Raw genomic sequence first — 18,492 nt, 5'->3', positions numbered from 1 at the left:
GGATAATTCGTTTTCGTTACCTTGAGAACGGCTCAAACGCGAACCAGAAGTGCTTGCTTCCAATTGAACGGTTTTACTATGTAGGAAGCCGAATTCTGGCGAGGAGATATTCAACGAAAGTATGTGAAAATTTAATTTTATTAGGACTTTTGTTAATGGGAAAATCATTGACTTAGCCCTGATGGGAGAAGGGAAAGATGTTTGCGTGAACAGCAAGGAAACCAAACGAAAGTGTGACAGATCAGCAGCTTCAGGATCAGTTGAAATATTATAAAGAACGAGCTCCAGAGTATGATGACTGGTGGTACCGTCGAGGCACATTTAATCAAGGAGACGAAGCCAACCAAATCTGGTTCGATGAGATCAGTACGATTAAGGATGCCTTTAAAGCTGAACATTTTCATGGTGACTTCCTTGAACTTGCGGCGGGAACTGGCACTTGGAGTAGTCTGTTCTTAAAAGAAGCCCTTATATTGACCATTGTAGACGGTTCCGAAGAAATGCTTTCGCATAATCCGGTAGTATCTGAACTCAATGTAAGAATGATCATTGCAGATCTTTTCAGTTGGTCTCCGGATCAGTTATACGATTCAGTTGCTTTTACTTTTTGGATATCTCATTTACCCAGAGAGAGACTGGCGAGCTTCTTTACCATGGTATCACGCTGTTTGAAGCCCGGAGGGAAAATGTTCTTTATCGATGATCGAGAAGTAGCAGGAACCCGTGAGTCTCATGTAGTGGGGACATCTGGGCAAACGATGGTTCGGAAGCTTAATAATGGTGATCATGCTACTATAGTGAAGAATTTCTTTGGCGATAAAGAGATTGAGCAAATTGCTGCTAGTGTGGGAATTGAATTGCATGTCCATTGCACCCCTAAGTACTTTCAGTATGGGATAGGGTCCAAAACTGTCTAAAGCAGCACAATATAGATAACACTAAATGTTCGGTGAAAATAAAGAATTAGACTGGAGTCGTTGATTTAACGCGGTTTTTGAATTAAAGAATCGTCAGCTTTTTTAATGATGCAAATTTTTGAAGTTCATTTATTTCGTGTAAAGGTACCGTCGGAACCATTTGAATGGCTATCGGATCTAAAATTTCTCGCGTTTTTTATCGTTCGTCAAAGCCAAAGTTCGAAAGTTCGAGATTTGATTTTTGTGAAATTCCCAAAGGAAACAATCAGGTTACTAACGGTAAATAATAAAATCCAATAATTATTTCATTCAATATGATTCGAGGGATAAAGATTCTTGTCTTTTTATAGCTCAGATGTTCTTGGAAAGGTACTGGTCCTTCGCATATTTCTGTTGATTAGACAGTGACTTAAGGAACCACTATCAAAGTGTTTTTTGAGCAGGATGACTCAGAAAAGAAACATATGAATGATTCAAATACCCTGTTGAATCGAGATATTATAGACGGATAGACCGATATTGGTAAGCAACTGAAAGATCTGCTCCACTCGGACAGCTTATTGACCTCTAGTACTAAGACTCACAACATTAACCGTTTTTCGCCGCTGCGCTAACGCTTTTACTTGCCGTGCAGGTTCTTTTCTCAGGGCGATCGGCAGCCGCAGGCAAAACCATCGAACAACTGCCGGAGCCGGAATGGAGCTATAAGCTACCAGAGGGTTACACCTTTTGGAACACATTGGACAGCTTGCAAAGCAAGGAACGAATGTTTATTCAACTGAGCAAGAAAGTGAAGCTTTCAGCCTCCCAGATCAAATACAGCGATAAGGTTTACGCGTCCATTGATCGCATAAATGGTTCTACGAGTTGGGTGTACGATTATTCTGACATTGTCAACGACAAACCTTTTACCGCTACGAAGCTTTATTCTGCTAATAATGGCTACAGTTATTTTTTCAAAATGAAAGGCGCCATCGCCTATGATCTCTCAGTTGTCGATCCGACGGGAAATTTGAAATGGACAAAATATATAACTGATTCGTACACGCCAGTGGTGCTCGACAACGGTAACTTTGTCATTCGTTCCTTCGCCCCCAACAAAACAACTTCCCTTAGTTTCACTGAATACAACCAGGGCGGGAAACAGATTCGAAAGCTAAACTTAACCAACAAATGGACTACAGGGATATTAGAGGTACTTCCAAACGGCTATGTGGTGCATGAATTGTCTGAGCAAGGTAGCATTAGTGTTTACCGGAGTCTGAGTGCGCTGAAAACACCACTAGTCACCTATACAGCTCCCAAATCGATGAAAGATCCCTATCTCGAGGTGAAGCCATTCAAAGGCGGATCCTTTATCGTTTATTTGAGCAGTAAGAATGGTAAGCTGGTAGTTGGCTACGATATGAAAGGCAAGAAGAAGTGGGTGCGTACTCTAAAGTGAATGATCAGATCGATATTACGGGCAACAACTATTTGGTTCGGAACGACAACATTTATAAGCTGTATAGCAAGGACAACCAGCTTCTCGGCAAACAGCAAATTGGCGAAATTGGCGATAAGAACTGGAATTACCATATGACGCCTTCGGGCGAGATTACTGTGGAGAAGCAGTATCAGTGGCAGGAGCGTCCACCTATAATTGATGAGAACGTGTTTGAGGGAGATTGGGCCAGGGAAGACTTCTACGTGCTGGATCCTAGGAATTTGCAGATCAAATACCATCTTTCTACGCTGTGGCTCGATCAAAAAGCCGGGCACATGTATATTTATGCCGGAAACGGCGAGCTTTATCTCACGAACGAGTTCTTCGATAACACCTTGACCAAATACATACTGAAATAGCGCTGAGCGAGGATTTCCCTTTATCGGTCTTCCAAACACGCGTAATTCCTCTAAAACATCGCCAAGTGACGTACAGCACTGGCGATGGTTTTTATATAATCCGTTCACTTATAGTGGTTATTACTTGGATGAAGAAACGGATATGTTTTACCTATTCAACCGATATTACGACCCACAAGATGGTCGTTTTATTAGCCAAGATAATATTGAGCCAATCGATTCAAATTTGTACATTTATGCTGCCTATGATCCAATTAACAGTGTTGATCCTAATGGAGATTTTACATGGGCACTTGGTGTATATGCGATACCAGGTGTGGGCGAAGTCGCTTTGGGCGTAACTGCAGCAGTAGGACTTGGTATAGCGGCAGGTTACGGAATTAAAAAAAGGATATCAGTATTTCGCGAATAGAGACAAAATGGCTAAGAACGATAGAATGAGAGGGAGCGAGGCGGAAAAAAGAGAAAAGAAACAAATAAATGATAAATGTGGTTCAAGGTCTCAAAGGGAAAAAAGTACAAAAGAATTACACCGAGATAAAAGAGATCAAAGAAATGATAACAACAGAAGTTGGAATGATTTGGACATGTATCGATAATTAATTATTAATTTGACCTTTGTAATATTGACCTCAACAACTTATTTGTTGGGGTCAATATTATAAAAAGGAGATGCGAAAAATGACTTTTTTTGAACAAGGGGAAGAGCTCTATGAAGAAGGTAATTATGATGAAGCATTAGTTTACTTTAAAAAAGCTCTCAATGATAATATAGATATCGAAGATACACTGAATTACATGGGAAGATGTCTTACAGAGTTAAAAGAATATAATGCCGCAATTGAAGTTTACGACAGGGCAATTAGACTATTCCCTACATGGGAAAGATTATACTTCAATAAAGGTTATGTCTATTTACAATTAGGCAATACTGAAGATGCACTGATTTTTTGTAAACGTGCAGTAATGATAAACTCAAATTCTGAAGATGCTTTGTATTATCTTGCCCTTTGTTATCAAAAAAAGGAGGAATATAAGAAAGCAATAGAATACTATCAAAAATCATTAGCACTTAATACTAATCAAGAAGAGGCCCACATTAACCTAGGATTGATTTTCCATGAATTAGGAAATAATCAAGAAGCGCTCGACGAATTTCAGTGGGCTTTACAGATAGATCCGTCATCAACTAATGCAATGTATAACAAAGCATTAGTGTTAAAGCATATGGGAAAAAAAGAGGAAGCTATTATCGATTTTAAAAACATCCTAATATCAGAACCTGAAGATTATGATGTAAGGTTACAAATCGCAAAAATTTATCTTGAAGAAAATCAATTTGAATTAACAGCATATTATTTAGATTCAATATTAAGTTTTGATTCAAATAATACTGTTGCGCTTTATTTCAAAGGTAAGTTGCTTGAGAGACAAGGCAATTATGAGGCCTCAATCAAACTATTAGAACATGCCTCTTCATTAGACCCGATTGATATAGATATTTTGTTACTATTAGCTCAAATTTATAGTTTGATCCATTTAAAAGAAAAAGAAAGAGCTTGTTACATCCGCATCTTAAAAATTGACCCTGAAAATATAATTGCAAAAAATCAATTGCGATAAAGTATTGAAACGATGGAAGAAACTGAACGAGTACAATGGCTAACAATCTCATCGAGGGAGTAGTCATATTATCAGATCATAAAATTGTTGAACGAGTTTAAGAGAATTTTGAAGGTTACTAGTAGCTTCAGATAATATATATAGAACTGGGGAACTTCACATGTAAGAAGATCAAGAGATCGTGCTGTCGGAGGACAAGAACATATTCCCATTGAAGTCGCTATTTTAGCGGCTTTTTAGGCATATATTTAATTATTTTTTCTTTTGTAAATCTAATGGGCAAAATAGTCTTAATATCCAGTCCAATATTAAGAAAATACAAATACGAGTGGTCAGTGATACGAACCAAAAAAGTAATGTGATGCTCTAGAAAGAGTGCACAGAATCTATAGGATTTAATAAATATACCCGGGTGATATTGATATTTTGTGTTTTTACCTGTGTATATTCATCATAAAAGAGCTGTAAAGAAGGAGGGTATATATCTATGTCACTATCAACGAAATGATCTAGTAAAGCAGGTCCATTGGTTCAAGCAAAATACTGCGTCGGCAACCGGATTATAATGACATGGAATACGGCAGCAAATGTTGAGATCGACGGGGGGGGTGATGCTGTAGACTTGGTATGGGCGATTTGTGTCCGCGTACGAGTAAACGCTGCATTAAAAAAAGACCTACACCAATGTTGTAGGTCTTTTTTTCACCATTTCAGGGTAGAGCTGTTACTTCATTGGTAATATTAATGAATAATAATGAGCGTATAAGTGCTTCGCCGTTGTCAGCCCTTCGCGATGCTGACGACACCTTCATTGATATTCCATTGGGACTGATGCATGATTTTTTTTGCTAAGGCAGTATCCCTTTGCGCAAGGGCTTGAAAAATATCTTCGTTCAAGGAGTGCTTGCGTGTCGGGGCTGCGCGATAATGTGTTGCCGCCGATGGTGTCGAACACGACATCGACTCCGCGGCCACCCGTTTCTCTCATGATGGCGTCGACATTTTTCGGAAGAAACGAGTGTCTATTATATTGAAGAGGCAGCTTTTGCTACAGGCGAACATGATCATCCGAACAGCGCTATTGGCATGGGTAATACTAGCACCTTAAGGAGTTTGTAGCTATGGAACTATAGTGGTAAGGAGAGCCTGACCTCGGCAAGCGCTTCCGTACGGAGTCATCTCATTGCGTTTGCCGCGGAAGAATCCCGTTTGAACCGGGGTAAATCGATTGATTTAAAGGAATAAGCAAAAGAAATAATGGCTGCACAAGAAGTTACCGAGCAGCAAAAGATATAAGCAAAGATTTAGTAGCGATTGCTTCTGGGAATGGGGGAAGCAATCGCTATGTTTTTTTGCGGATATTTTTATTTTTTGTCCTCCACATGTGTACAAAAAATAAAAAAGATGATACATTGAACTTAGTTTAATTCCTTTTATAACAGGGTTTTTTGGAGAAATACTATGTCTCCTGTACGAGGACATACGTATATCGAGGAGGGAATGGAATGTCTAGTCAAGCATTGGACCAATTTTTAAGTTCGAACATCGAAGATCTAAAGACTAAAGGTCTATATAACGTCATCGATACGCTGCAGGGTGCAAATGGTCCTGTTATTCGTATCGACGGAAAGTCCCTAATTAATTTGTCTTCCAATAACTATTTGGGACTGGCAACAGATTACCGCCTGATTGATGCTTCAGTTAAGGCGTCGCAGAAATACGGGGCAGGCGCAGGGGCTGTGAGAACAATTAATGGTACGATGGATCTTCATATTGAGCTTGAAGAAAAACTGGCCCGTTTCAAAAAAACGGAAGCCGTTATCGTGTATCAATCGGGATTTAACTGCAATATGGCTGCTATATCCGCGGTAATGGACCAGCATGATGCGATTTTATCAGATGAGCTGAACCATGCTTCGATTATTGATGGCTGCCGCCTGTCGAGAGCCAAGGTGATTCGCTTTAAGCATTCGGATATGAATGATTTAAGACAGCAGGCGAAAGATGCCAAGGAATCCGGTCAGTACCATAAAATTATGGTCATCACCGACGGGGTTTTCTCCATGGATGGTGATATAGCAAAGCTGCCCGAAATCGTGAAAATAGCAGAAGAATTCGATCTGATTACTTATGTGGATGATGCCCACGGTTCGGGCGTTCTCGGAGCAGGTGCGGGAACCGTGAAGCATTTTGGATTGTCCGACCGCATTGACTTTCAAATTGGTACTCTTTCCAAGGCGATCGGCGTTGTCGGCGGTTATGTGGCGGGTAAAAAACAACTGATCGAATGGTTGAAGCTGAGAAGCCGTCCGTTTCTGTTCTCGACATCGCTACCTCCGGCTGCAATCGCTTCTTGCAGCGCTTCTGTCGACATTTTGATGAATGACAAAGAACTGATCGAGAAGCTGTGGGAGAACGGCAATGATTTGAAAAATGGCTTGAGCCGGCTTGGATATGATGTAGGCCAAAGCGAAACGCCGATCACACCTTGTATCATTGGCGATGAAGTAACCACCCAACAGTTCAGCAAACGGCTCTATGAAGAAGGCGTTTACGCCAAGGCAATCCTGTTTCCGACGGTTCCGAAAGGAACCGGAAGAATACGCAACATGCCGACAGCTGCCCATACCAAGGAGATGCTCGACCAGGTGATCTCCGTTTATGAGAAAGTTGGCAAGGAAATGAAGCTGATTTAGCTGCATTCGCGGGAGTATATTTCGGGAGGAATGTCTTATGAACAAGATTTTGGTGACCGGAGCACTGGGCCAAATCGGTTCTGAGTTAGTTGTTAAATTACGTGAAATTTATGGTGCGGATCACGTCGTTGCTACGGATCTCAGGTCATCAGCCCACGAAATTACCCGATCCGGGCCATTCGAGCTGCTGGACGTGACGAATGATAAGGCGATGTTCGAAATCGCCAAGCGGTACGAAGTTGATACCGTCATCCATTTGGCTGCGCTGCTGTCGGCTACCGCAGAGGAGAAACCGCTGCTTGCCTGGAATTTGAATATGGGCGGATTGATGAATGCACTTGAAATATCAAGGGAGCTCGGCTGCCAATTTTTCACTCCAAGCTCCATTGGATCTTTTGGTCCTTCGACTCCGAAAGACAATACCCCGCAGGATACGATCCAGAGGCCCAATACGATGTACGGCGTGAACAAAGTGTCCGGCGAACTGCTTTGTGATTATTATTTTCACAAATACGGCCTGGATACTAGGGGGCTGCGATTCCCGGGTTTGATATCTTATATGACGCCTCCCGGCGGAGGAACGACGGATTACGCGGTGGAAATTTATTACGCAGCCGTGACGACTGGCCGGTATATATCTTATATCGCCAAGGACTCAAACATGGACATGATGTATATGCCGGATGCCCTGAACGCTATCATCGAATTGATGGAAGCGGATTCTTCCCGGTTGATGCACCGAAATTCATTTAATGTCACCGCAATGAGCGTGGATCCGGAGGCGATCGCTGCAGCGATTCGGGATGAGTTTCCCGGCTTTATCCTCGATTATGACGTTGATCCGAAGAGACAGGCGATTGCCGATAGCTGGCCGCATTCCATTGATGCGACTGCAGCGAAAACAGAATGGGGATTTCATGCCCGCTACGACCTGAAGGCCATGACGAAGGATATGCTTTCACAGCTAAGCGAGAGACAAATGCTTCGCAAGGCTTAAAGTTATTATGAATTCGCTGTGCAAAGCGAGTAGAAATACAAAAGAAGCTGCATCAAGAGGTTTGCGTTACCCGGACCTTTTGTTGCAGCTTCTTTTTTCATCCTCCAGCCCAGACATTTCCGTGTCTGTGGCTTATCAGATAAAGAACACGGCATAAAGTTTGCAACAGGACGGACCGAGGTATGCAAAATTAAAACATGTGTCGAGGGACAAGAACTTGTACCGATTACCGGAATGGACAAGAACATAGTCCGATTTCCGATTAGATGTGCATCTAAACATTGAGCACATGCACTTAAAACCTCAGTAAGTACCATAATTCATGAAAATGTTTACATTGTTATGGAACAACTGACATGTGGTTTTAGATCAAAGGGAGGGGAACATATACAGACATCGTACTTTGTGCTGATTTGTCATTCTTAGAGACAAGAGCTTGAACCCATTACCGTATTGGACAAGAACATGTTCCTATTGCCGAATAGGCGTATATCTAATCGTTATTTTGCCCGTTAATTTATTCAACTAATGGGCAGTTTAGCTTCAGAAGAATAGAGGTCTTGATAAGCTTAATGTCGAAAAGAATGTATAACCGCATAAAACAGAAGGAGGGGTACTTTGAAAAAAATTAGGGGAGCAACAGAAGAGGAAATGATAGAAATTTATAAGATGGGCTATGATGTTTGGGGAGATAATCTGCCATATGAAGAATATATAACTATGTGTCAGGCTTCCAATAAGTATAAAAAGGGAAAGTGGTACGTTCTTGAAGCAACAGATACAAAGCAACTATTAAGCTCGCTCATCGTATATGAACTAAATCTTTCTGAAGACCAAATTGTAAAAGGGATTGGTTCAATCGCTACCCCTTTATATTTAAGAGAAAAAGGATATGCTTCTTTATTGGTCAAAGAAACGATAAATAAACTTGAACAGGAAGAAAAGTGTAACAACTTTTTCCTTTATAGTGATATTGGGATAGAATTTTACAAAGGATTAGGTTTTATTGTACTACCTAACAATAGTCAAAAATATAAAGACAGTGTTTGTATGTATTACTCAAAAGAAAATGATATCGACTCCATATCACTTGATATCCCCGATTACTTTTAAAGCACATCCTTATTGAACTAACGGGAAACGTTAGCCCAATAAAACCAATGAAGCAGCTGACCAATGTAATCGGCTGCTTTTATTCAACTAACGGGTAGGTGGTGGTGTTGAGCTAGCTGCTGCCGTTTGGTAGCTTGTCGAGGGACAAGAACATTATACCATTGCCGAAAAGGACAAGAACATTGTGTCATCTCGGATTAGGTAGTTATCTAACTAGCATCATGATGGATCTCCTGTGGCGAGATACAAGCACATTAATATAAGACTTCGCTTGGAATAACGATAGGAACTAGATTTTTCTTTTTCGACCCAGATTGGCGTATCAGAACTCTAAATAACTCTTATTCATCATACTGTATGAAGCTGCACAATCAACAAAATGCATATAAAGAACATACACCTACTGATAGGCTAGATGCCTAATAGTAGGTGTATTCTAGTTAAACGAATCTTAACAATTAGGTTATAAAGTAATAAAAAAGGAGGAGGAAACATGATGCAAGAAGCTGTCGTTTGGGGGCCGTTAATTATTAAATACAATTGGATTGCAATAATCTTTTCTGTACTGATAGCATATTTAACCATGAAATATTGGTTGAAGGGTAAGAGCGATTTAAGCAGGCCTATACTAAATGATATAACCAATGTACTTTTATGGGCGTTCCTGATTTGGAAGTTTAGTGTGATTATTTTTAATCCCGTCACTGTTTTGAATAATCCGTACTACATTCTTTATTTTACCGGGGGTGGGCGTGGGATCTTGCTATCGGCGATTGTAGTTCTTATCTTCTTATCTATTCAAAGTAGTAAGCGTAGAATTACCTTCAGGGTGTATGCGGAAGTGTTGGCGGCAGGCTTATTATCTTATATAATGTTCTATTCTATGTTCAAGCTCATCTTTAACAACCCGGCAACATCATCATTTTTGTATGATCTTAGTCAAATTGTTTTAGCAATCGTACTATTGGTTTGGATGTATTGCAGAAAAGAGGGCTTTGAAAATCCACAAGAAATCAATCAACTTATTCTTTGGTTCAGCATCGGACAGATTTTCTGTTACTTTTTTAAAAGCTTTTCTGTAGTAGTGTTCTTAGGATTTTCTAGTGAGCAGCTTGTTTTTTTGGCTGTTGCTCTATGTTGTTTGACTATTCACAACATTATAAAAAAAAGAGCTTAAATGAATCTTAACAATCCTCCGTTATGGTTGTTAAGAGTACTTTCCTGGAGGAATTACAAATGGACAATATTTCAATTTTATTTGCTTTATCGGCAGGGGCGCTATCCTTTTTTTCACCTTGTATTTTTCCGCTTTTGCCTGCTTATCTTGCTAATCTTACAGGCTCTTATGGGAGTGGGGAGAAAACCAGTGTTTCTAGTAGAACACTGATGATTCGTTCCACTCTCTTTATCCTTGGTTTTACTGTGGTTTTCCTGCTTATGGGTGCTTCCGCGAGTATGATTGGACAAATTTTCACTGCGAATCGAGGGTTGTTAGAAAAGATTAGTGGACTACTCATTATTATATTTGGCCTACAGATTGCAGGGATTTTAAATCTTCGTTTTCTCATGTTTCAAAAGCAGCGGGAAACCAAAGCTCCAAAGAACGGAAGCGGGTGGAATTCATTTGTCGTGGGAGTTGCTTTTGGAACGGGTTGGACACCTTGCGTCGGTCTGGCATTATCTTCAATTTTGTTGTTGGCCGGATCTTCTGAAACGATGTACAATGGAATCTTTTTATTGTTGTTTTATTCGTTGGGTTTAGGAGTTCCTTTTTTATTGATATCAATCTTAATTACGAAATCTAAGGGTATCATGAGAAAAATAAATAAATGGTTACCGCTTTTGGCACTGCTGAACGGATGGATTTTGATCGCAATGGGCTTTCTTTTATTTTCGGGCCAATTGCAAAAGTTAAGTGCTTGGCTCGCTTCCTTCGCGCCAATATTCTAATAAAAGAGGATGATCTTTTCTATGAAAAAAAATTTTATCGTCATTGTTATCCTAATCGGTTTGGTTGGGTGGGGGATTTATGATACAAGTAAGAAAAATGGTGACCGTCAAGCAAACTTGGCTAGTAGCCAACCAGCAATGGAGGGAATAGATGACTCCTCACTGAGTATTGGTATTAACCAAGGGAACATTGCACCAGACTTTGTGTTAAATAGTCTAGATGGTAAAAGTTTTAAGCTTTCTGATTTCAGAGGACAAAAAGTAATCGTCAATATGTGGGCAACCTGGTGCCCGCCCTGTAGAGCAGAAATGCCGGATATGCAAAAATTTTATGATAAGTATAAAAATGAAAATACCACAGTAATTGCAATAAATATGACAACTTCAGAGAAAAGTGTAGATAGAATTCCCGAGTTTTTAGATGAATTTGGGATTACATTCCCAGTTTTATTAGATAAGCAAAATAGCATAGGGGAAATATACCAGGTTTATGCTCTTCCTACGAGCTATATCATTGATTCGCAGGGTATTATTCAGCAAAAAGTTACAGGTCCAATGAATTATGAGATGATGGAAAAACTAGTTAAAGAAATACGCTAAGTAAATTTGGAGGTATTTGGAATGATAGCAGAGGGAACCGGGATTTTAGTAGTAGAAGATGATGTGAAAATTCGAAAGCTGATCGTCTTGTATCTGGAAAAGGAAGGGTATGAAGTAATTGAGGCTGGAGATGGGGAGGAAGCTCTAGATGCCTTTAAAAAAAATGACCCTTGCCTTGTTATTTTGGATTTAATGCTTCCTAAAATAAGTGGTGAAGAAGTCTGTAAGAGTATTCGAGGAGATTTGAAGGAAGAAATTCCTATTATTATGTTAACAGCTAAAGTAGAGGAAAATAACCGGATTGAAGGATTGAAATCGGGAGCCGATGATTATGTAACGAAACCGTTTAGTCCGGGTGAATTGGTTGCACGGGTAGAATCCATTTTGCGGAGAACGGGCCAGCGGTGTAGCAAACTTACATACCGCGGAGTAACCATCAAACAGTTACGGGGTGAAGTACACTATAATGGGGAAACCATTCAACTCACACAGCATGAGTTCCGTCTTTTGTATTTTCTTATGGTGCATCCCAATCAAATTCTAACTAGGGAACAGATCATTGATGAACTGTATCCCAATAATGAAAAGGCAGTAACAGAAAGATCGATCGATGTTCATATAGGTAGATTGAGAGAAAAACTGATGTGGGATGGGGACAACGCACTAATCGAAACTATTCGAGGAATGGGGTATCGCTTTGTTGCGTTTCAAAAATAATCCATTACAAATCAACATCATGTGGAAATTTACACTGATCAATGTCGCGGTCATTGGTATTGCCATTTGGTTCGCAGGAGTTTCGGTAAAAGACTATGCTTGTCTGTTGTTTGCTAATTCCCCGTCTGTGACTCCAGAAGAAAGCGCCATTTTCACTCAAACGATGCAGACTTTTTTAATTAAAGCAAGTCTGACGGCTGTGTTGATTGCAGCGTTCATCCACTACTTTTTTGTAAAAAAGTTGATTCTTCCTCTTAAGGAATTGGGCCATGCAACGCGACAAATGGCTCAGGGGGAAATGCCAAAACCCTTATCGATTCGTGTTCACGATGAAATTGGTCTCTTAACCGTTGACTTTAATCAATTGAGCCTGAAATTGAAACAGGTAGAGGATTTAAGAAAAAAAATGCTGTCTGATATTTCACATGAACTGCGGACACCATTAACGAATATAAACGGATATTTGGAAGCTTTAAGCACAGGGGTTATTCCGGGCAATAAAGAGCTATTCGAATCCATTCACGAAGAATCGTTACGCATTACCCGTTTAGTTGAGCAGTTACACCAATTGAATGTGTGGCAAGGAAAGAAGATTTCCAATGAGAATAAGATGAATGTACTCTCTATAGAAAAGCTGATTGAATCCTGTACGGATCACTATTCATTGGAGTTCAAGAATAAAGGAGTCATTATTGATCTCAAGACGGAAGCAGCAAAAGTAGTAGGAGATGAAGATGGGCTAAAACAGGTGCTTCACAATCTTCTGACCAATGTAATGCAATATGACGAGGGTGGATGGGTTGAGATTACAGGGAAGCAGAAGGATTCAAACTACCAAATAATCGTCAAGAATTTAGGTCAGCCGATTCCAGAAGAACATGAATCTCTAATATTCGAGAGATTCTATCGGGTAGATTCATCCCGCAGTAGGGATTCAGGAGGATCAGGATTAGGGTTATCTTTAGTGAAGGAAATTATAGAGCAGCAGGGTGGAAAAGCAGGGTTGCGGTCAAAAGGAAGTGAGCACTCCTTTTGGTTTACTGTACCTTTAAAAAAATAATACCAATATTATTGAACTATATCCTTTGTAGAGGACATTATAAAAAAAGCTAGGCAACTTGAATGAGTTGCAGTCTAGACTTTGAGTCAGTGTCGTTTTGGAATATATACTTCTCCATGATTCTGCCGTAAGTCCAGCCTTCGTTGACGTCTACGCGTATGCCCTCGACCTTAATCTCATATAAATACTTTTTTTCTGTCCTCTTTTCACTGACATTAAAATGCATCCCTTAGATTTCATCGGATAAATCAGGTTATTCCAAGGTCTATTCTAAGGGCTGCACTTCGTAGGAGATGGAGGGCTTCTAATTTATTCAGCAATTATTTTTTCCTATTGTCTTTGGGTCCAAAGTGACCATTTGCTAATTATTTTCTTGTGAAACGGTAGAGTTGCCCACACTGATTAGCTTTCTGGCACTTAACAATGAGTAAATGAGTATGCGTTATAATTTATCTACATACCAATAAGTACATTTCTACTTGCGGGGCCCCAATTCGCCCCCTTATAACCTGTCATTCCCTCAAGGTTAACAAAACAAGGAAGTACGGTATACAATACACCTGACACTGCATTAACCCTAAACGTGATATGAAATCTCATGTTTGAGTTATCGACTGGTGCGATCTGGGCCATATCTGGACGTATTGAGTTTGAAGACATCAGTGCATCACTCATTCCCACAGTTGCAATACCGGTAGGTGTTTCCATAGTACTCCTAATCCAGTAGTTTGAAATATGTGTTGCTGATCCTAAATCTGTCCGCTGATCATACGTAATCAGAATTTGATTTGCTGCACTCTGTTTTGCTTCCAAAAGAATTGGATGCGGTATCATCTGACGCTCATTCTGGAAATTAATCATTATTAATTGCCCCCTTAAGTAAACTTAGTCAACAGCCTATACATTGTATTAATATTAAATTATTTATATACCATTGGGTGTCTTAGGATATTTCAACTAGGAAACGCTAAAATGTAGATAAATTCGATTGAATCTAATAAACTGTCTGGTTTAGAGTTACGGTTGATCAGATGTATTTTAGATAGATTGCAAGTCTTTAAACAAATTAATCTTCCCGCTACACGTTAACCCACGTGAATTATTCATTTATGTAGACATTAAAGTGGAAACAGAAAAAGGGTAGAGTTAATGCACACAGCTTTTGTATGCCAACTTACCGAGATAGAAGATTAAAACATAAATAAAATTGATGAATTTGAACCTGTATTCTGAGACCTATGAACCAGACTGATTCAGTATCACAGAGTAATACCATCAAGAGCGGCTGTCGGGGGACAAGAACATATTCCGATTTCTGATTAGATGCATATCTAAACATTTAGCGAATGCACTTAAAACTCATTAAGTACTATAATACATGAAAATGTTTACACTATTTTGGAACAACTGACACGATGAGACGTAAACACAGCTTTTATACGACACTCATCACCGTAACAGTAAATACATAAGCCTAAATAGAATTATCCCTTTTCTGTAGGTGGTGTTAATTCATTGTTATGCGAATTATTTATTGATGAACCCCCCAAAGTAGAAAGAACTACTCCGCTTACAATGAGGATGGAACCACCAGATTGAGTGAAGGTAATTGGGGCGCCGAGCATGAAGTATCCAAGCACCATGGCCACAAATGGTTGAAGATTCAGAAAAACGGATGCTTTGGCAGCGCCGACCTTCCGAATTTGATTGTTCCAGATGATTGCACATAAGCCTTGAATGAGTAGAGCAGAACCGATTAAGAACGCCCACCACCCCATGGAATGAGAGCTCTGCTCATAAGGTTCGCGCCATACTGCCACCGGAAACACGAGTATGCAGCCCAGCAATGTTGAATACGCAGTCGCTCCGAGTGCATCCATTTTTTCTGTTAGCTTTCTCATTAGGATGGTAGAACCGGAGAATGCGAGCATGCAAATAAACATGATTCCCATACCCGTTGTCAGTGATACATGTAATCCTCTACCTTGGCTGACTACAAAAAAAACACCGATAAGTGCAACCAGAGATCCTAATACCATACACAGAGTGAATGATTCTTTTAAGAAGAGTCGCGCTAGCAAAGCGGTAAATATAGGTGAGAGCGATAAAATAAGCGAAGCTGTCGTTGCATCTATCGTCTGCAATCCTGTAAAGAAAGACACCTGATGCAGCAACATCCCAATAAGAGTGAGCGGAATTAAGTAGATTATATCCCGTGAAGTCAATCGAATCATATGTCTTGACAAGAGCAGATAGCCATTTAGGAACACGGATGAGACGGCAAGGCGGTATGCGGAAAGATGCATTGCAGGAAACTCCTGCAGCAAGAGTGAGCCGAATACGAAGTTACTTCCATAAAGAGTCGCGCAAAATAAGAGAAACAGATAAGTTCGCAAGCCAATGCGCCTTCTTTCAAAATTTGACTAATCCAAATAGCCTTATTGGTTAAGCTGTCGTTTGATGGCAACCAGTTCGATCTCAATCTCAGCGCTACGTGGTAGCTTAGCTACCTGTACGGTAGTTCTTGCGGGATGATGGTTACCAAAATAGTGACTATAAACCTCATTCATTTGCCCGAAGTGATCTAGATTCGTCATAAAAACTGAGGTTTTCACAACGTCTTCCAGGGTGAAACCAGCTTCAGATAACACATTCTGAAGGTTCATCAGGATCTGTTGAGTTTGTGCAATGATGCCTTACTTTAATTGGCCTTCATAACATTTCCGGTAGCAATGGCTTGCGAATAAGGGCCGATTGCCGCCGGAACTTGTGCGGATGTAATCATAGTATGATTCATGGTGAATTTTCCTCCTTTAATGAATACAGAATTATTGTCGTTTTTGTTCGTTTAATAAAGCATCCGCAGCAATAAGCTGCGGATGTCAGATTGTATTGAAATCCGCTAATCGCGTTATTATTGACCCGCAGGTGTGTAATTCTCGTCTAGAAATGATTGAACAGCTTGGAACGCTTGAACTCTATTTTTCTCGAGCAGTACCATATGAGTACCTTCTCCGATTTCCACCCAACGGCGATAAGCAGCTCCAGTTAAGGAAGTAAAGAAGTTTTGTGCCAAATCTAACGGTACATCGATATCCCACTCCGCATGAATGAGGAGTACAGGTACGGTGATATCTTTTGGTTCATAGAAGGCTTTGCCAACCGTCCAATATTCACGTATGTCTAGAATCGGTCCGTTGGTAGCGCGAATATGCTCAGGGTGTGCAGTCTTGTTATTGGGATCGGAGGCCAGCGTTGCTTCAACCCATTTTTCAAACCAACCCTCAGGGAGCAAGCTATCACGTTTTCCTTCAGGAGCAGCACTTAACCAGCGTTTTTTAGTAGTGCCTGCGGGCACAAGGCGATAAGAGCCAAGCGGGCCGCCTGTATCAATAGGGATTGGTTTGTTGCTCAGCCACTGAGGAGCAATAAGGGTTAACTTGTTCACTTTATTGTTATTATGGCTTGTATATGCCCCAGCCACCGTACCGCCCCAAGACATCCCAAGTACATTGACCTTCGATAGATTGCGGTGCTCTAGGACGAAGTCTACGGCCGAGCCAAAGTCACGAACTCCGGTTTCTGTACGGACAAGCGGAGGATTCTGATCAGCAGGTTGCTCCATTTCTGGCGGTCTTGTGGATCCACCATAGCCACGAACATCTACTGCATAGACGTCATAGCCGTGACTAGCCAGGTAATCAAGGAAGGTGAAACCGTCTAGCTCCACATCATATAGGCTGCCAATTGGATAAGTAGCACCATGGACCATGACGATTGTTTTCTCATTAGAGAAGACAGTCATAGATGCAGGACGTTTATTAAGGACCGATAGCTCAATACCTGGCGAATCGCTAGCTATGTTAAAGTTCTCAGATACGATGGAAATAGATTTGTTGAATGTGTTGTTAGACATTATATTTTCGCCCCTCTTCGATGTATTAGATAAAGCGCCAGTTGAAGCCGTCTTCGCTTCGGGTGACGTATCCCGCTGAACTCTCTGGGAAGTGCGTACTGAAATAAATAATTGGACGATCGGCAACATATTCCAAAGCCCAGCGGCGCGAAATTCGGGCCTGATCGCCAAATTCGCAGTACATCGAATTCCAATCCGGTCTCATAACTTGGAATGGGTGATGCATGATATCGGCGCCGAACAAAGCTTCTTCACCACCCGATGAAAGACGAATAGACATTTGTCCAATACTGTGACCCGGAGTGGGAATGAATGTAAATAGTTCTAGAAACTTTCCGCCTTCTGGACCGATTGTTTCCGTCATGCCTGCCTCAACGATAGGAAGTACACTCTCTTCGTAAACGTTGAAGTTCGCTTCATTTTCTTTGTTATGGCTCGCTTCGCTGGAGTAAAACTCTTGTTCGTTACTAGGGAGTACGTATTTTGCATTCGGGAATGTCGGTACCCATTTGCCGTCAACCAGCTTCGTATTCCAACCGACGTGATCCACATGCAAATGAGTTAGTAACACGTAATCGACTTCTTCCGGAGTAACACCTGCCTCTTGAAGTCGATCGAGATAAGGTAGCTGCAGATTAGCAAGATCCGGATTCAGTGGCAGGTTTTTATCATTACCTGTGGCTGTATCAATAAGAATCGTGTGATGGGGTGTTTTCACGACCCAGGTGCCTATACTGACGATAAGTTGCGAGTTTTCATCAATCAAGCCCGCTGGGAAGGATTCTTTTTTCGCTTCCAAAAGTGAGGGATCCCATGTGCCAGGGAAATAAATTTCTGGTGGAACGCCACTGATTACCATTTCCGTCACTCGGGTAACCGTAGTATCGCCTACGGTGTAAATCTTTGGTAGCTTAGTCATATGGCTCATCGCCTTCCTTTAAAATTTCGCTGAAAATGAAATGCTATATTGAGAAGAATTATGTGTAAATGTCCCGGGATCATATTTGCACATCAGCCTTGTTAAAATATTAGTCCAATAATGCTGGTAAATCAACGTT

The 18,492-nt window shown here is 40.7% G+C and carries 18 protein-coding genes; 13 read left to right on the top strand and 5 right to left on the bottom strand.

The features are described from left to right. The first annotated feature begins 233 nt into the window (after positions 1-233). The 13 genes from AC3ITG_RS16925 to AC3ITG_RS16865 all read left to right on the top strand — a co-directional run bounded on the left by AC3ITG_RS16925 (position 234) and on the right by AC3ITG_RS16865 (position 13,518). The gene (locus AC3ITG_RS16925; RefSeq protein WP_489250733.1) at positions 234-917 is read left to right on the top strand and encodes a class I SAM-dependent methyltransferase; all 684 of its coding nucleotides are present in this window, start codon (positions 234-236) and stop codon (positions 915-917) included. A gap of 628 nt (positions 918-1,545) precedes the next feature. Continuing rightward, the gene (locus tag AC3ITG_RS16920) at positions 1,546-2,361 is read left to right on the top strand and encodes a hypothetical protein (RefSeq protein WP_489250732.1); all 816 of its coding nucleotides are present in this window, start codon (positions 1,546-1,548) and stop codon (positions 2,359-2,361) included. Beyond that, positions 2,358-2,762, top strand: coding sequence for a hypothetical protein (locus AC3ITG_RS16915; RefSeq protein WP_489250731.1), 405 nt, complete (start codon positions 2,358-2,360; stop codon positions 2,760-2,762). Before AC3ITG_RS16920 ends, AC3ITG_RS16915 begins: the two co-directional genes overlap by 4 nt. A gap of 22 nt (positions 2,763-2,784) precedes the next feature. Next, positions 2,785-3,174, top strand: coding sequence for an RHS repeat-associated core domain-containing protein (locus AC3ITG_RS16910; protein ID WP_489254480.1), 390 nt, complete (start codon positions 2,785-2,787; stop codon positions 3,172-3,174). A gap of 269 nt (positions 3,175-3,443) precedes the next feature. Then, positions 3,444-4,385: a tetratricopeptide repeat protein gene (locus AC3ITG_RS16905; RefSeq protein WP_489250730.1), complete on the top strand. Its 942-nt coding sequence runs from the start codon at positions 3,444-3,446 to the stop codon at positions 4,383-4,385. Positions 4,386-5,890: 1,505 nt separating this feature from the next. Further along, positions 5,891-7,081: a glycine C-acetyltransferase gene (locus AC3ITG_RS16900; protein WP_489250729.1), complete on the top strand. Its 1,191-nt coding sequence runs from the start codon at positions 5,891-5,893 to the stop codon at positions 7,079-7,081. 37 nt (positions 7,082-7,118) lie between these two features. Further along, entirely contained in the window at positions 7,119-8,078 is a 960-nt protein-coding gene (locus AC3ITG_RS16895) for an L-threonine 3-dehydrogenase (RefSeq protein ID WP_489250728.1), read from the top strand. A 618-nt stretch (positions 8,079-8,696) separates the two neighbouring features. Further along, positions 8,697-9,191, top strand: coding sequence for a GNAT family N-acetyltransferase (locus AC3ITG_RS16890; protein ID WP_489250727.1), 495 nt, complete (start codon positions 8,697-8,699; stop codon positions 9,189-9,191). Positions 9,192-9,684: 493 nt separating this feature from the next. Continuing rightward, positions 9,685-10,368, top strand: coding sequence for a hypothetical protein (locus AC3ITG_RS16885; protein ID WP_489250726.1), 684 nt, complete (start codon positions 9,685-9,687; stop codon positions 10,366-10,368). A gap of 59 nt (positions 10,369-10,427) precedes the next feature. Then, positions 10,428-11,141, top strand: coding sequence for a cytochrome c biogenesis CcdA family protein (locus AC3ITG_RS16880; protein ID WP_489250725.1), 714 nt, complete (start codon positions 10,428-10,430; stop codon positions 11,139-11,141). Between the two features lie 21 nt (positions 11,142-11,162). Beyond that, positions 11,163-11,741: a peroxiredoxin family protein gene (locus AC3ITG_RS16875; RefSeq protein WP_489250724.1), complete on the top strand. Its 579-nt coding sequence runs from the start codon at positions 11,163-11,165 to the stop codon at positions 11,739-11,741. 21 nt (positions 11,742-11,762) lie between these two features. Beyond that, positions 11,763-12,458 carry a response regulator gene (locus AC3ITG_RS16870; protein WP_489250723.1) on the top strand — a complete coding sequence of 232 codons (696 nt, stop codon included), beginning with the start codon at positions 11,763-11,765 and terminating at the stop codon, positions 12,456-12,458. Then, a complete protein-coding gene (locus AC3ITG_RS16865) occupies positions 12,439-13,518 on the top strand; it encodes a sensor histidine kinase (RefSeq protein ID WP_489250722.1) in 1,080 nt (359 codons plus the stop codon). Before AC3ITG_RS16870 ends, AC3ITG_RS16865 begins: the two co-directional genes overlap by 20 nt. 453 nt (positions 13,519-13,971) lie before the next feature. On the opposite strand, the gene AC3ITG_RS16860 is transcribed toward AC3ITG_RS16865, so the two are convergent. The 5 genes from AC3ITG_RS16860 to AC3ITG_RS16840 form a co-directional block, all read right to left on the bottom strand. Further along, the gene (locus tag AC3ITG_RS16860) at positions 13,972-14,379 is read right to left on the bottom strand and encodes a hypothetical protein (RefSeq protein ID WP_489250721.1); all 408 of its coding nucleotides are present in this window, start codon (positions 14,377-14,379) and stop codon (positions 13,972-13,974) included. 623 nt (positions 14,380-15,002) lie between these two features. Further along, positions 15,003-15,914 carry a DMT family transporter gene (locus AC3ITG_RS16855; RefSeq protein ID WP_489250720.1) on the bottom strand — a complete coding sequence of 304 codons (912 nt, stop codon included), beginning with the start codon at positions 15,912-15,914 and terminating at the stop codon, positions 15,003-15,005. A gap of 42 nt (positions 15,915-15,956) precedes the next feature. Beyond that, the gene (locus AC3ITG_RS16850; RefSeq protein ID WP_489250719.1) at positions 15,957-16,184 is read right to left on the bottom strand and encodes a Rid family hydrolase; all 228 of its coding nucleotides are present in this window, start codon (positions 16,182-16,184) and stop codon (positions 15,957-15,959) included. 248 nt (positions 16,185-16,432) lie between these two features. Next, positions 16,433-17,434, bottom strand: a complete 1,002-nt coding sequence (locus tag AC3ITG_RS16845) for an alpha/beta hydrolase (protein WP_489250718.1) — start codon at positions 17,432-17,434, stop codon at positions 16,433-16,435. A gap of 25 nt (positions 17,435-17,459) precedes the next feature. Beyond that, complete coding sequence (locus tag AC3ITG_RS16840) at positions 17,460-18,353, bottom strand: MBL fold metallo-hydrolase (RefSeq protein WP_489250717.1); 894 nt, start codon at positions 18,351-18,353, stop codon at positions 17,460-17,462. Between the last annotated feature and the right edge of the window lie 139 nt (positions 18,354-18,492).

This window comes from Paenibacillus sp. GL_099_B, assembly GCF_057835695.1.
Note: the sequence above shows the minus strand (reverse complement) of the source record. Positions and strands in the feature narration are given on the sequence as shown.